Raw genomic sequence first — 15,211 nt, forward strand, 5'->3', positions numbered from 1 at the left:
ACTAGCCCACGTCACAGTGCCAGCGGCGGCCCGTCGGTCGCGGTGACGTCCTTGATCCACGGCGTCTTCGCGTCCACCCGGCTGCTCTTCTCCGCGTCCCAGTCGCCGTAGCGCGGGTTGAGGTCGACGTCGAGCTCCTCGCTCGCGTCGGACAGCGCCTTCCAGAACTCGGGTCGGCTGGTGTCGGTGCCGAGCCGCTGGGCGAGCTTCTGCGCCGTGACCTGAAGGCGCAGGTTCTCGTCGAGGCGCTGCGGCGGCACGCCGTACTGCTGGAGCCAGGCCGTCTCCAGCGCCTTCGCGCCGCCGGCCTGCTCCTCGAAGTCGGACCGCAGCTGCTGCACCTCACGGTCCGAGACCGTCACCCCGGCGTCCCGCGCGGCGCGCTCCAGCACCCGGTCCAGCACCATGCTGTGCAGGGTGTCGCGGGTCAGGCCGCCGGTGCGCGCGATGGCCTGCTGGTACTGCGCCTCGTCCGGTACGGCGGCCCGCTGGGCGGCGCGTACCTCGTCGACGCGGTTCTCCAGCTGCGAGACGGTGATCCGCTCCCCGCCGACCACGGCGGCCGCGCCGGGGTGCGCGTCGTTGCCGCAGGCGGTGAGCAGGGGTGCCGCTGCGGCGATCGCGGCGGTGAGGAGGAGCGCGGTGCGACGGCGGCGGTGCAAGGAAACCTCCTGAGGAGAGCTTGTGCGGCGGTGCACAAAGTCCTGCGGTGATCGATGGTAGGCATCGGCCAAGCTCTGGCCAACCCATTCGACCAACGATTCACGGCGACTTACGGCACCGCCGCGCCCGCCGTCTCCTCCCCGCCTCTTCCCAGGCCCTGTCAGTCGGTCACGCCGGAAAGGCTAGCCGCGCACCTGTCCCAGCCACTGCAGCGTCCGGCGGATCTCCGCGGCGAGCGGATGCCCCGGCCCCTGCGCGCGCTCCACGTCGTGCAGCAGCCGCACCAGCGTGTCGTGGGCGGCGGCCCGGTCGCCGAGAGCCAGCAGCAGATGGCCGATGCGGCGCCGCACGTCGTGGGCCAGCTGCGGGTCGCCGGCGGCCACGTACTGGTTCTCGTAGTACGCCAGCAGCGCCCGGTACTCGGCGAGGGCCGCGGCCGGTTCGCCGAGCTGTTCCAGGCACTGGGCGGCCTCGTAGCGGTAGCGCAGCGACTGCGGGTCGGCCTGGCCGGCCTCGGCCGCGCGTTCGTCGGCGAGGCGCCGCAGTTCGGGCAGGGCACGCCGGTACTGGCCGTCGTCGAGGAGCGTGGCCGCGTACTGCTTGCGCAGGGTGCGCACCACCGGGGAGTGCTCGCCGTGCTGGTCGGCGGCGACCGGCAGGATCGAGCCGAGGATGTCGACGGCCTGGGTGATGCGGCCCTCGCCGAGCAGCCGCTTCACCTCGTCCACGGCGGCGGCCACGTCGGCCTTCTCCGCGACCGGCGCGGGCGGCGCGGCGGGCGCGGGCTGCGGTGCCGGGGTCCGTGCCCGGTCCGGCCAGGGGGCGTGCGGCCGGAGGAACGGGCGGGTGGGGTCGAGCGGGGCGCCGGTGGGCGTGCCCCGGGCGGGCAGCAGCAGCGCCAGGTGCTCGTAGACCTCCTGCGCGGAGTCCGGGCGGTGCTGCGGGTCCTTGGCGAGCAGCCGTAGCACCAGGGCCTCCAGCGCCTCGGGCACCTCCGGGCGGAGCCGGCGCACCGGCACCGGCGGCTCGTACAGGTGCCGGTGCAGCACGCCGAGCGCGGTGGAACCGGCGAACGGCACGTCCCCGCTGAGCAGTTCGTGCATCAGCACGCCGAGCGCGTACAGGTCGGTGTACGGGCCGACGGCGCCGCCCATCGCCTGCTCGGGCGCCATGTAGGCGGGCGAGCCGATGGGGGTGCCGGTGTGGGTCAGGCGCGTGGTGTCGGCGTCCATCACGGAGGCCACACCGAGGTCGAGCACGGTGACCGTGCCGTCCTGCTTCACCATCACGTTGCGGGGCTTGAGGTCGCGGTGGACGATCGGCACCGCGTGCACGGCGCTGAGCACCGCGCACAGCTGCGCGGCGACCGCGACCGCCCACTGCCACGGGTAGGGGTCGTGCTCGGCGAGGTGGTCGCCGAGGTCGGCGCCGTCGACGAACTGCATGACGAGGAACAGCTCCTCGCCCTCGCTGCCCGCGTCGTGCACGGTGACCAGTCCGGGGTGGTCGACCTGGGCGGTCACCCGGCACTCACGCACGAAGCGGCGGCGCAGTTCGTCGGCCTCCTGGCCGGCCACCTTGTCCGGGCGCAGCAGCTTCACCGCCACGCGCCGGTCGAGCCGTTTGTCGTAGGCCGTCCAGACCTGTCCCATGCCGCCCTGCCCGATGAGCGTGGACAGTTCGTAGCGGCCGGCGACGACGCGTCCCGTCGTCACGCTCACCTGCCACCCTCGGGGCCCTGCTGACCGTCCTGGCGGCGCAGGTAGTCGCTCAGTTCGTCGAGCTCGGCGCGCACCTGGTCGATCCGGGCGGGCGCGGGCCGCTGCGGCGGCTGCGCCTGCGGCGGGGGCACGGGGGCGGGGACGGGCGGCACCGGACCGTGCGGCGGATGCGGTGTGTGCGGCGGCTGGGGCTGCGGCTGCGGCACGGGGGTGGGGGCGTACGGCGTGGCCTGCTGCGGGAAGCCGTAGGCGCCGTGGACGCCGGGGGCGTGCACCGTGGTGGCGTGCGGCGACGGGGGTACGGCGCCGGCGTAGAGGTTCCGCTGCCGGGGCAGCCGGATGTCCACCGTCAGGTAGTAGGCGCCGGCGCAGGCGCCCAGGATCATCACGGCGGCCAGGGCGGCGTCGGTCCGCCAGTCCTCCTCCGGGAGGGAGCCGACCACGGCCAGGCAGGCGATGGACAGCGGGATGCTCACCCAGGCGGCTATCCAGTCGAAGACCCGCCCGCGCAGCACCGCGACCCGGAACAGCGGGACGCAGGCCAGCAGGCCGCAGCACAGGACGCCGGCCGCCGTGTACAGCACACGCTGGGTGATGACCGATCCCGTGCTGGGTGTGGGCGGCGCCGCGCCGTGGCCGTACATGCTGCTCCTGGACGGGTGTAGCCGATGGGAACTCCGGTGGAGTCCGAGCGTATAGGCCGATGGCGACAACCGGTCCCGGGATGTACCGAACCGTTGTCGTACCGGAGCATGCCGCCGACCGGCGCGAACTCCGCGCGCGCCGGGGCGCGGAGGCGTCCGCGGGCGGACCGGCGGGTTCCGGTGATCCGTGCGACGGGCGAGGAACCGCGGCGGGAGCCCTGGTCGGGGGCGATCGTCCCGTCCGTCAGGCCGTCGTACATCCCGCGCACGAGCTGCTCGCCGAGCCGCCCGGCCTCCCTGAGCGCCCGCTCGAACGCGTCGAGGTCGCGGAACCGGGCACCGTAGCGCCGCTGTTCGTCCGGCGCGAGGCGGGGCAGCTGGAGGCGCCGGACGTCGAGCCGGGTGGCGGTGGACGCGTAGCTGCTGGCCCGGCGGTGGTTGGCGGTGCCGCGCGGGAACCCGGCGAGGAACCACGCGTCGAGCGCGGCCGGATCGGGGCGCAGCAGCACGAGGTTGCGGCCGAGGACGGTGCCGGCGGTCGCCTCGTCGACCACCCGGGCCACGGCCCCTCCGCCGAGCACGGGCAGGACGACGTCGCCCGCCTCGGTCAGCGCCGGTTCCTCCTCGCTCTCGGGGAGTGTCCCGGAGGGGGCGGTCCCGGCCAGCACGTCGTGGTCGGTGAGCACGGGCACGCGCGCGGGGCCGCCGTGGCCGCCGGTGCGCATCACCAGCGCGCCCGCGCGCGCCAGTTCGCCGACGGTGGTCAGCGGCACGGCCCGCACTTCGGCAAGCCGGTCCCGGCCCGCAAGCCCGCCGGCGAGATCATCGACCTCGACGCTCTGGGCCGGCCGGCCCGCCCGTCGGGCCGGCCGCTCGCCGCGCCGGGTGTCGTCAGGCGTCGGTCAGGCGCCGCACTGTTCCCTCATGGCCGCCTTGTCCGCCGTGGTGACCGGCAGTTCGTACTTGACGGCGACCTGGGCGAAGCGGACCGCGTAGGCGCAGCGGATGCCCTTGGCCGGGGGCAGCCAGGACGCCGGCCCCGAGTCCCGCTTGGCCGAGTTGGCGCCGCCGTCGACCGGGAGGAGGTTGAGCGGGTCGTTGGCCAGCTGCTCGCGCTTGGACTCGGACCAGCGGGAGGCGCCCATCTGCCAGCTGTAGGACAGCGGGATCACGTGGTCGATCTGTACCTCGGTGGCCTTGGCCTTCTTCCAGGCGATGTCCTTGCCGGTGTAAGGGTCGTACAGGTCCATCGACACGACCACACAGTCGGAACCCGTACGGAACTGGACGTCCCGTCCATGGAGTTTCAGCAAGTCGTTCCGCGTGTCGCAGCCGTTCCGCGCCAGCGGCACACCGTCGGCCGTGTCCATCCACGCATAGCCGTACTCGTCGCGGTCGTACCCCGTCTTCGGTCCGCGGCCCTTGGTGGCGACCTTGTCGATGACGGCGACGGCCGCGGTGCGGTCCTTCGCGTCGGTCAAGGGGGCGAGGCCGGGCCGGGTCCCCTCGGGGTTGTCCAGCGGGCTGACGGCGTGTCCGTCGGGGGCCGCCCCTCCGCTGCCGCCGGCGGCCGGGACGTCGGCCTCCGGTATCGACTCGCATCCCGCGAGGAGGACCACGGCGACGGCCGCCACCCCTCCCGTACGCCGGACCCTGCTGCCCCACCCCATGCGTCGCGTCACCGCGCCCCTCCCTTGTTCTGCTGTAACCCTGCCCCGCCAGGAGCGTTCGATCCGGAACCTCACCGTAACGAGCGACTGGTCCAGACCACAGGGGGCCCCACTTGGACGTTAAGACCTCTTCGCGCGTATTGTCGGATTTGAGTCACCTCGGAAGGAGCTCTGGATGGGCATCCTCGACAAGTTCAAGGGCAACAAGGCGGCGCGCGAGAAGGCGCACAAGGCCTCGGACGCCGCGGAGAAGAAGATGAACGAGAGGACCGGCGGCAAGCACGAGCAGCACATCGACACCGCGCAACAGCAGGCAGAGCGCCGGCTCGGCATGGACCGCGACCGTCCCGACCAGCCGTAGGGCTCACACATCCGTCAGGGCCGTCCACCACCGCGAGATGCGGCGTGGACGGCCCTGCGTGCTCCGGTGGCGCGCGACGGCCTCCGGTCAGGGCGCCCTGACCGGAGGCGTCGTCAGGAACCCAGCACCGAGGTCAGGAACTCCCCGACCCAGCCCAGCAGGTCCCGCCCGACCAGCGGCTTCCCGCCCACCTTCGCGGTCTTCGGACGCGGCACCAGGACCTGGTGGGCGTTGGCCTTGATGACCGTGCCCGGGTACAGACGCTTCAGCCGCAGTTCCTGCGACTCGCGCAGCTCCACCGGCGCGAACCGGATGTTGTTGCCCTGCAGCACGACCTCGCCGACCGCGCAGGCCCGGGCGAGCATCCTCAGGCCCGCCACCAGCAGCAGGTTCTCCACCGGCTCCGGCAGCTTGCCGTAGCGGTCGACGAGCTCCTCGCGGACGGCCTTGATGTCCTCCTCGGAGTTCGCGGAGGCGATCGCCCGGTACGCCTGGAGGCGGAGCCGCTCGCCGGGCGCGTAGTCGTGCGGGACGTGCGCGTCGACGGGCAGCTCGATCTTCACCTCGAGCGGCGGCTCCTCCTCGATCTCGCCGGTCTCCAGCTGGCGCCGGTAGTCGGCGACCGCCTCGCCGACCATCCGCACGTACAGGTCGAAGCCGACGCCCGCGATGTGACCGGACTGCTCGCCGCCGAGCAGGTTGCCCGCGCCGCGGATCTCCAGGTCCTTCATCGCCACGTACATGCCGGCGCCCATCTCGGTGTGCTGGGCGATGGTCGCCAGCCGCTCGTGCGCCGTCTCCGTCAGCGGCTTCTCCGGCGGGTACAGGAAGTACGCGTACCCCCGCTCCCGGCCGCGGCCCACCCGGCCGCGCAGCTGGTGCAGCTGGCTGAGGCCGAAGTTGTCGCCGCGCTCCACGATCAGGGTGTTGGCGTTGGAGATGTCGATGCCGGACTCGACGATCGTCGTCGACACCAGCACGTCGAACTTCTTCTCCCAGAAGTCGACGACGACCTGCTCGAGCGCCTGCTCCGACATCTGGCCGTGGGCGGTCGCGATACGCGCCTCGGGCACGATCTCGCGCAGCCTCGCCGCCGCCCGGTCGATGGACTCGACCCGGTTGTGGATGTAGAAGACCTGGCCCTCGCGCAGCAGCTCACGGCGGATGGCGGCGCCGATCTGCTTCTGCTCGTAGGGACCGACGAAGGTGAGCACCGGGTGGCGCTCCTCCGGCGGGGTGGTGATCGTCGACATCTCGCGGATGCCGGTGACCGCCATCTCCAGGGTGCGCGGGATGGGGGTGGCGGACATGGTCAGCACGTCGACGTTGGCGCGCAGCTTCTTCAGCTGCTCCTTGTGCTCGACGCCGAACCGCTGCTCCTCGTCGACGATGACCAGGCCCAGGTCCTTGAACTTGGTCTCGGAGGAGAACAGCCGGTGGGTGCCGATGACGATGTCCACCGAGCCCTCCCGCAGGCCCTCCAGTACCGCCTTGGCCTCGGTGTCGGTCTGGAAGCGGGACAGCGCCTTCACGGTCACCGGGAACTGCGCGTACCGCTCGCTGAACGTCCCGAAGTGCTGCTGGACCAGCAGCGTGGTGGGGACGAGCACGGCGACCTGCTTGCCGTCCTGGACGGCCTTGAACGCGGCCCGCACCGCGATCTCCGTCTTGCCGTACCCGACGTCGCCGCAGATCAGCCGGTCCATCGGGACCGACTTCTCCATGTCCTCCTTGACCTCGGCGATCGTGGTGAGCTGGTCGGGCGTCTCCGCGTAGGGGAAGGCGTCCTCCAGTTCGCGCTGCCAGGGCGTGTCGCCGCCGAAGGCGTGTCCGGGGGCGGCCATGCGGGCGCTGTACAGCTTGATCAGGTCGGCGGCGATCTCCTTGACGGCCTTCTTGGCGCGCGCCTTGGTCTTGGTCCAGTCGGCGCCGCCGAGCCGGTGCAGCGTGGGCGCCTCGCCGCCGACGTACTTGGTGATCTGCTCCAGCTGGTCGGTGGGGATGTACAGCCGGTCGCCGGGCTGGCCGCGCTTGGCGGGGGCGTACTCCACGACCAGGTATTCGCGGGTGGCGCCCTGCACGGTGCGCTGCACCATCTCGATGTAGCGGCCCACGCCGTGCTGTTCGTGGACGATGTAGTCGCCCGCCTCCAGGGTGAGCGGGTCGATGGTCTTGCGGCGCCGGGCGGGCATCCGGGCGCCCTCGCGGCCGGACGCCTTCTGGCCGGTGAGGTCGGTCTCGGTGAGCACGGCGAGCTTGAGCACCGGGTCGATGAAGCCGTGGTCGATGCAGCCGCAGGAGACGTGCACGACGGACGGGGTGAGCGCGCCCAGGTCGCCGTCCAGGCGGGCGGCGATGCCCTCGCCGCCGAGCACCTCGACGGTGCGGGACGCGGGCCCCTGTCCCTCGGTGACGTAGACCGCGCGCCAGCCGTCGGCGAGCCAGCCCTTGGTGTCGGCGAGCGCCCGCGCGGTGTCGCCGCGGTAGGTCTCGGGGGCGTGCATGCCGAGCTTGAGGGTGTCGCCGTCGAGCTCCTCGTCGGCGGCGAACGGGGACACCGTCCACCACATCATGTCCAGCTCGCGGGCCCGGTCCCGGACGTCGGCGAGGGCCCACAGGGAGGCCGCGCCGACGTCGATGGGCGCCTCGCCTCCGCCGGCGGTGGCCGCCCAGGAGGCCTGGAGGAACTCCTGCGAGGTGGCGACCAGGTCGGACGCGCGCGTGCGCACGCGCTCCGGGTCGCACACCACGGCCATGGCGCCCTTGGGCAGCACGTCCAGCAGCAGTTCCATGTCGTCGACGAGGACCGGGGCGAGGGACTCCATGCCCTCCACCGCGATGCCCTCGGCGATCTTGCCGAGCAGTTCGCCCAGTTCGGGGTGTTCCTCGGCGAGGGCGGCCGCCCGCTCCCGGACCTGGGGCGTCAGCAGCAGTTCGCGGCAGGGCGGGGCCCACAGGCCGTGGTCGGCGACCTCCAGGGAGCGCTGGTCGGCGACCTTGAAGTAGCGGATCTCCTCGACGTCGTCGCCCCAGAACTCCACCCGGAGGGGGTGCTCCTCGGTGGGCGGGAACACGTCGAGGATGCCGCCGCGCACGGCGAACTCGCCGCGCTTCTCGACCAGCTCCACGCGCGCGTACGCGGCGGCGGCGAGGGCTTCGACGATCTCGTTGAGATCGGCGCTCTGCTCGGAGCGCAGCGAGACGGGCTCCAGGTCGCCCAGGCCCTTGACCTGCGGCTGGAGCACTGAGCGCACGGGTGCGACGACGACGGAGACCGGGCCGGTCTCGGGGTCGTCGGGGCGCGGGTGGGCCAGGCGCCGCAGGACGGCGAGGCGGCGGCCGACGGTGTCGCTGCGGGGGCTGAGCCGCTCGTGCGGGAGGGTCTCCCACGACGGGTACTCCACGATGCCCTCGGGCGGCAGCAGCGAGCGCAGGGCGGCCGCCAGGTCCTCCGCCTCGCGCCCGGTCGCCGTCACGGCCAGCACGGGGCGGCCGGTGTCCCGGGCCAGGGCGGCGACCGCGAAGGGACGGGCCGCGGGCGGGCCGACCAGGTCGACGTGCATGCGGTTGCCGTCGGTGGCGGCCGTGACCGCTTCCGCGAGGGCGGTGTCCTTGACGACGGCGTCGAGCAGACCGTGCAGGCTCATGCGGGGCGGGAATCCCTTCCGGGGTGTGCAACACGACGGGCCCGACGCGCGCCGCGGGCCGGGGGTGTCAAGGGTACGTCGCCCCGCCCACGGCCGCCGGGGGCTGTGGACAACCACGAGTACCCGGGTCGGGGCGCACGCACCGGCGCCGGAAAGTCCTGGTGCGGACTTTCCGGCGCCGGTCTCCCCGCAACCCCCGTGTGCGGTGGCCGGGCGAACCCCCGTGTCGGGGGGCCGGACGGGCCCCCATGTCCGGGGGCCGGGAGGACCCCCGTACCCGAGGGCCGGGAGGACCCCCGTACGCGGAGGCCAGGCGGGGCCCCGTACCCGAGGGCCACGCGGGGACCCCCGCGTACGGGAGCCCGGGCTCTTAGTCGGTGGCGATGGCGTTCAGGACGTTCATCCGGCCGGCCCGGAAGGCCGGGACCAGCGCGGCGAACAGGCCGACGAAGGCCGACCCGACGAACACGCCGGCGATCGTGGGCCACGGGATGTCGAGGACCTTCAGGCCCTCCAGGGCGAGCAGCTGCTGCGCGGTGGCGCCCCAGCCGAGGCCCAGTCCGAGGCCCAGCAGGGCACCGAAGAGGGCGATCACGACCGACTCCATGCGGATCATGCGGCGCAGCTGGCGGCGCGAGAGGCCGATGGCCCGCATCAGGCCGATCTCCCTGGTGCGTTCCACCACCGACAGGGCCAGGGTGTTCACCACGCCGAGGACCGCGACGACGATCGCCAGGGCGAGCAGGCCGTAGACCATGTTCAGCAGCTGGCCGATCTGGTCCTGCAGGGCCTCCTTGTAGTCGGTCTGGTCGCGCACCTGGTACTGCGGGAAGCCGTCCAGCGACTTCTTGAGCGCCGCGTACGCGGCGTCCTTCTGGCCGTCCTCGGCCGAGACGAAGACCAGCTGGTCCAGCGGCATCTTCTCGGCCGGGACGTACCGCGCGAGGGTGTCGATGGACGTGTACATCGCGCCCGCGTCGACCACGCCCTCGCTGCTGGTGATGGCGCGGACCGTCAGGGAGCCGGCCGAGCCGTCCTTGAAGGCGACCTCGATCTTCGAGCCGAGGGTGACGTCGTGGTCCTTGGCGAAGTTCTCGTGGACGGACATCGAGCCGGGCAGGTAGGCGTCCTCGAGCTTGCCGGCGACGGTCTCGACCCGCAGGTCGGTGGCGTACGTCGGGTCGGCGGCGGTGATGGCGGTGTCGTCGCTGGTCTTCCCGTCGGGCGTGGTGAAGTCGGCCTGGGTCCACTTGTACTCGGTGATCCGGTCCACGCCCGGTGTCGACCTCACGGCCTCGACGGCCTCCGGGGTGACCAGCTGCCCCTGGTCGTTCTGGATGATGAAGTCCGTGCCGACCGCCTTGTCGAGTTCCTCGCCGGCCGAGGCGACCATGGAGGAGCCGACCACGGACAGGCACGCCACCAGCGCGAGCCCGATCATCAGCGCGGCGCCGGTGGCACCGGTGCGGCGCGGGTTGCGCAGGGCGTTGCGTTCGGCCATGCGGCCCACGGGGCCGAAGGCGCGCAGCAGGACCGCGCCGAGGACCCGGACCACGCCGCTCGCGAGCACCGGGCCGACGACGACGAAGCCGATGAGGGACAGCACCACGCCGAGGCCCAGCCAGAGCGAGCCCTCGGTGGCCTTGTCCGCGCTGCCCGCCAGGTAGAGGGCGTAGCCGCCGGCGCCGGTGAGGAGCAGGCCGATCAGACCCCGGATGCGGCCGGCCTTGGCGTCGGCCGGGGTGCCGGCGTCTCGCAGCGCGGCCATCGGGGAGATCTTCCCGGCCCGCCGGGCGGGCAGGTAGGCGGCGAGGACGGTGACGACCACGCCGAGGAGCAGGCCGAGCGCGGGGGTCGTCCAGGCGATCGTGAGGTCACCGGTGGACAGCTCCATGCCCATGAGACCCATGAGCTTCATCAGGCCGACCGCGAGGCCGATGCCCGCGCCGACGCCGAGGACCGATCCGACGACGCCGAGCAGCAGCGCCTCGATCAGCACGGACCGGTTGACCTGCTTGCGGGAGGAGCCGATGGCCCGCATCAGGCCGATCTCCCGGGTGCGCTGGGCGACCAGCATGGAGAAGGTGTTGATGATCAGGAAGATGCCGACGAGGAAGGCGATCCCGGCGAAGCCGAGCATCGCGTACTTCAGGACGCCCATGAAGTCGCCGACGCCCTCCTTGTTGGCGTCCGCGCTCTCCTTGGCGGTCTGCACCTTGTAGTCGGTGCCGAGCGCGGTCAGGACGTCGCGCTTCAGCTGGTCGTCGCTGACGCCGGCCGCGGCGGTGACGTTGACGTTGGTGTAGACGCCGCTCTCGCCGACCAGGGTCCGCTGGGCGGTCGCCGTGTCCAGGAAGAAGATCGCGGCGCCGGGGTTGGTGACGGTGAAGTCGGCGATGCCGGAGATCTTCGCGGTGTGGGTGCCGAGGGCGCTGATCACGCCGATCTCGTCGCCGAGCGCCAGGTCGTGCTTGTCGGCGGTGTCGGCGTCGACCATGATCTGGTCCGCGCCCTCGGGGGCCGCACCGTCGGTGATCTCCATGGTGCGGGCGTCGTTGGTGTTCCAGCTGCCGACGATGGTCGGGCCGCCGCTGGTGGGCGAGAGGTTGTCCTTGTCGCCATCGACGACGGTCACGGAGGTGGAGAACACCGTGCCCTCGGCCGACTTCACGCCCTGCGCGCCGCGCACCTGGTCGACCACGGCCGCCGGGATCACCGGCGGCCTGCCGTTGCCGGCGGTCGTCTCGCCGCCGTCGTCGGCGTCCTTGGAGCTGACGGTGACGTCCGAGGAGGTCGCCGCGAACAGCTTGTCGAAGGTGGTGCTCATGGTGTCCGTGAACACCAGCGTCCCGCAGACGAACGCCACCGACAGCAGCACCGCCACCGCGGACAGCGCCATGCGTCCCTTGTGCGCGAGGAAGTTGCGCATCGAGGTCTTGAGGACGGTCATGACGTACGCCCCCGGGCGTCGAAGTCCTTCATGCGGTCCAGGACCTGCTCGGCGGTGGGCTGGAGCATCTCGTCGACGATGCGGCCGTCGGCGAGGTACAGCACCCGGTCCGCGTAGGAGGCGGCGACGGGGTCGTGGGTGACCATCACGATGGTCTGGCCCAGCTCGTCGACCGAGCGGCGCAGGAAGCCCAGCACCTCGGCGCCGGCGCGGGAGTCGAGGTTGCCGGTCGGCTCGTCGCCGAAGATGATCTCCGGCCGGGCGGCCAGGGCCCGCGCCACGGCGACCCGCTGCTGCTGCCCGCCGGAGAGCTGCGTCGGCCGGTGCTTCAGCCGTCCCGCGAGTCCTACGGTCTCCACCACCCGGTCCAGCCACTCCTGGTCGGGCTTGCGGCCGGCGATGTCCATGGGCAGCGTGATGTTCTCGAGCGCGTTGAGCGTCGGCAGCAGGTTGAACGCCTGGAAGATGAAGCCGATCCGGTCGCGGCGCAGCCGGGTGAGCTTCTTGTCCTTCAGGCCGGTGATCTCCGTGTCGTCCAGGTAGATCTGGCCGGACGTCACGGTGTCGAGCCCGGCGAGGCAGTGCATCAGCGTGGACTTGCCGGACCCCGAGGGGCCCATGATCGCGGTGAACTGTCCGCGGGCGATGTCCACGTCGACGTGGTCCAGGGCGACGACGCGGGTCTCCCCCGACCCGTACGCCTTCACGACCTGCCGCGCCCGCGCGGCAACGGCCGTAGTCCCTCCAGTGCCCCCGTGCCTGGGAATGGTCACAGCCGTTGTCACGGTATGTCTCCTATGTCAGTCGTCAAGGCAGAGCGGTGCCCCGGCGGACCGCCCTTGTCCTCGGCGGCCGCCTGTGCGTGGTGCTCGGTGCGTGGTGCTCGGTGCGTGCTTCAGTCTCGCGGCGGGAGGGGGCCCGGCGCGCTGGTGTTCAGCGCAGTCTTTCCCTGAGGAAAACCCCACCCCCGGTGCTGTGCTCCGCCACCCCCCGGCGGCGTAAAGCCAGGTTAAGGACGGAGCCGGCCCCCTTGCGTCCTCCGGCGGTACGACCCCTCCCCGAGCCGTAGTACGGAGGTGCCCCTAGGGGCTCTCACCCGTGGGGCGGAGTACGTCTCGGGGTCACCTCCTCCCTCCGGTGCGCCCGGACTCCTCCTCGCCGTTCCGCCCGGCACCTTCCCGCCGACGCACCCAGGCTTCCCCCTGCCGCCGCGTCAGGGTCAAGCGCGCCCTGGCCCCGGGGCGGGCCGGGAACCCCGGGAACGGCGCAAAAGTCGGAGTTAATCCGGGTAACACCCCAGCTCAGGGCCTGCGCCGCCGACGTAAGCGCATACCGGCCGACCAGTTCGGCCAAACCGTCGCGCAGGCCACTACGCACGAGTAGCGTGCGGGCTCCGCTCCCCACCCCCTCCCTGCGGTCCCCACCCGGACCCGAACCGCGCAAGGAGCACGGGATGCCAGCCGACCCCTCCCCGAACCCCCACCACCCCCGACGCCCGTACGACCCGCACCCCCACCCCGGCTTCCCGTACGCCGGCCCTCCCCATGGCTCCCCCACGCACCGCACCTACCCCTGGCAGCCGCCCGCCCCACCCCCGCCCAGGCCGCACCGGGCGCCCCGGCACGCCCCGCTGGGACACCACAGCGACCTGCGCCGGCTGCGCGGCGCCTACCGGTGGCAGCGCCGCACCGCCACCCTCACCGCGCTCGGCTACTTCGTCCTCTTCCTCGTGCTGTCGGCGTTCGCGCCGTCCTTCATGACCGGCACCGTCACCGACGGCGTCCCCACCGGTCTGCTGCTCGCCCTGCTCCAGGTCCCCGTCACCTGGCTGGCCGTCGCCCTGTACGAGGGGACCGCGCGGCGCCGCGTCGACCCGCTCGCCGACCTGATCCGCCGCCAGGCGGCCGTCGACGCACGGCGGGAGGCGACGCGATGAGCCCGCGGTTCGGCGAGTCCGCGCAGACCATGTCCCTGGTGGGCTTCTCCGCCGTCGCCACGGTCACCCTGCTGCTCTGCGTCATGACCGGCCCCGACCGGGACGACCTCGACGAGTTCTACACCGGCTACGGCTCCCTCTCCCCCATGCGCAACGGCCTGGCGATCGCCGGGGACTACATCTCCGCGGCGACCGTCCTGGGCACCGGCGGTGTCATCGCGCTGTTCGGCCACGACGGGATCGTGCTCGCCCTGAGCACCGCCCTGTCCCTGATGCTGCTGATGTTCCTGCTGGCCGAACCCCTGCGCAACGCGGGCCGGTTCACCATGGGCGACGCTCTCGCCCGACGCATGCCGGGCGGCCGCGCGGTCCGCGTCACCGCCAGCGTCGTCACCCTCGCCGCGCTGCTGCCGCTGATGCTGGTGCAACTCGCCGGCACCGGGCAGCTCATGGGGTTCATCCTGGGCTTCTCCGGCGAGTCCCTGCAGACCGGCTGCATCGTCGGCGTGGGCGCGCTGATGATCAGCTACGCGGCGATCGGCGGCATGAAGGGCACCGCCCTCATCCAGATCCTGAAGATCGTGCTGCTGCTCGGCTCCGGTCTGGTGGTCGCCGCCCTGATCCTGCGCCGCTACGGCTGGGACCCGGGCGCCCTCTTCGACGCGGCCGCCGCGAACAGCGGCACCGGAGACGCCTTCCTCACCTCCGGACTGCAGTTCGCCGGCGGCGCGAGCCCCGGCATCGACATGATCAGCTCCCACCTCACGGTGGTCCTCGGCGGTGCCTGCCTGCCCCACATCACCATGCGCATGTACACCGCCTCCAGCGCCCGCCAGGTGCGCCGCTCGATGTCCTGGGCGGTGTCGGGGGTGGCGCTGTTCGTGCTGGTCATCACCGTCGTCGGCTTCGGCGCGACCGCCCTGCTCGGGCGGGCCGCGGTCGCTGAGGCGGACCCGCGCGGGAACACCGCCTACCTGCTCGGCTCACGCGCCGTGTTCGGCGCGGAGGTGTCCACCGCGGAGACCGTCCTGTTCACCACGGTCACCACGGCGATCTTCCTGACCGTCCTCGCCTCCGTCGCCGGGATGATCCTGGCCTGCGCCAACTCCCTGGCGCACGACGTCTTCGCGGCCCGCGTCCGCGCGATGACACCGCGTCGCGAGATGCTGCTGGCGCGACTGTCCGCCGTGGCCGTCGGCGTCCCCGCGATCCTGCTGGCCACCCTGGTGCAGCACCACAGCCTGCACCCGCTGATCACGCTGTCCTTCTGCCTGGGCGCCTCCGCCATCGCGCCCGCCCTCGTCTACAGCCTCTTCTGGCGCCGCTACACCCGTACGGGCCTGCTCGCGACCCTCATCGGCGGAACCCTCTGCGTCCTGGTGCTGATGCCGGGCACCAACCTGGTCTCCGGATCGCCCGTCGCCGCCTTCCCCGACGCCGACTTCAACTGGTTCCCCTTCACCACCACCGGCCTGCTCTCCATCCCCGTGGGCTTCCTCTGCGGCTGGCTCGGCACCGTGACCTCCGGCCGCGCCCGCGCGGAGGAACAGCGCCGTCAGTACGAGGCGGTGGAGGGCTGGATCCTCGCCGGGGCCGTCCGCAGAAGGCCCTGACACCCC

The 15,211-nt window shown here is 72.5% G+C and carries 10 protein-coding genes and 1 pseudogene; 3 read left to right on the forward strand and 8 right to left on the reverse strand.

Annotated features, from left to right (window positions below; genetic code table 11):
• Positions 1–11 precede the first annotated feature (11 nt).
• From B100_RS0121745 to B100_RS0121765, 5 genes and pseudogenes are all read right to left on the reverse strand, one after another.
• Entirely contained in the window at positions 12–662 is a 651-nt protein-coding gene (locus tag B100_RS0121745; protein WP_024886520.1) for a SurA N-terminal domain-containing protein, read from the reverse strand.
• Between the two features lie 183 nt (positions 663–845).
• Positions 846–2,342 carry a protein kinase domain-containing protein gene (locus tag B100_RS0121750; protein WP_486585679.1) on the reverse strand — a complete coding sequence of 499 codons (1,497 nt, stop codon included), beginning with the start codon at positions 2,340–2,342 and terminating at the stop codon, positions 846–848.
• 38 nt (positions 2,343–2,380) lie between these two features.
• A complete protein-coding gene (locus tag B100_RS0121755) occupies positions 2,381–3,028 on the reverse strand; it encodes a hypothetical protein (protein WP_024886522.1) in 648 nt (215 codons plus the stop codon).
• A gap of 221 nt (positions 3,029–3,249) precedes the next feature.
• Positions 3,250–3,798 (reverse strand): annotated as a pseudogene (locus tag B100_RS35775) (SAM-dependent methyltransferase); the annotation flags it as partial.
• A gap of 132 nt (positions 3,799–3,930) precedes the next feature.
• The gene (locus tag B100_RS0121765; protein WP_037723237.1) at positions 3,931–4,698 is read right to left on the reverse strand and encodes an HNH endonuclease family protein; all 768 of its coding nucleotides are present in this window, start codon (positions 4,696–4,698) and stop codon (positions 3,931–3,933) included.
• A gap of 175 nt (positions 4,699–4,873) precedes the next feature.
• On the opposite strand from B100_RS0121765, the gene B100_RS0121770 reads away from it, so the two are divergent.
• Positions 4,874–5,059: an antitoxin gene (locus tag B100_RS0121770; RefSeq protein ID WP_024886525.1), complete on the forward strand. Its 186-nt coding sequence runs from the start codon at positions 4,874–4,876 to the stop codon at positions 5,057–5,059.
• Positions 5,060–5,172: 113 nt separating this feature from the next.
• Here the strand turns inward: B100_RS0121770 and mfd are convergent, their stop codons facing one another.
• The 3 genes from mfd to B100_RS0121785 all read right to left on the reverse strand — a co-directional run bounded on the left by mfd (position 5,173) and on the right by B100_RS0121785 (position 12,441).
• Positions 5,173–8,706 (reverse strand): transcription-repair coupling factor, encoded by a 3,534-nt coding sequence (gene mfd, locus B100_RS0121775; RefSeq protein WP_024886526.1) that lies wholly within the window; start codon positions 8,704–8,706, stop codon positions 5,173–5,175.
• Positions 8,707–9,076: 370 nt separating this feature from the next.
• The gene (locus B100_RS0121780) at positions 9,077–11,656 is read right to left on the reverse strand and encodes an FtsX-like permease family protein (protein WP_024886527.1); all 2,580 of its coding nucleotides are present in this window, start codon (positions 11,654–11,656) and stop codon (positions 9,077–9,079) included.
• Positions 11,653–12,441 carry an ABC transporter ATP-binding protein gene (locus B100_RS0121785; RefSeq protein WP_024886528.1) on the reverse strand — a complete coding sequence of 263 codons (789 nt, stop codon included), beginning with the start codon at positions 12,439–12,441 and terminating at the stop codon, positions 11,653–11,655. Before B100_RS0121785 ends, B100_RS0121780 begins: the two co-directional genes overlap by 4 nt.
• A 668-nt stretch (positions 12,442–13,109) precedes the next feature.
• On the opposite strand from B100_RS0121785, the gene B100_RS0121790 reads away from it, so the two are divergent.
• Positions 13,110–13,592: a DUF485 domain-containing protein gene (locus tag B100_RS0121790; RefSeq protein ID WP_024886529.1), complete on the forward strand. Its 483-nt coding sequence runs from the start codon at positions 13,110–13,112 to the stop codon at positions 13,590–13,592.
• On the forward strand, positions 13,589–15,205 hold the full coding sequence (locus B100_RS0121795; protein WP_024886530.1) for a sodium/solute symporter: 1,617 nt from the start codon (positions 13,589–13,591) through the stop codon (positions 15,203–15,205). Before B100_RS0121790 ends, B100_RS0121795 begins: the two co-directional genes overlap by 4 nt.
• Positions 15,206–15,211 lie beyond the last annotated feature (6 nt).

The organism is Streptomyces sp. CNH189 (assembly GCF_000527195.1).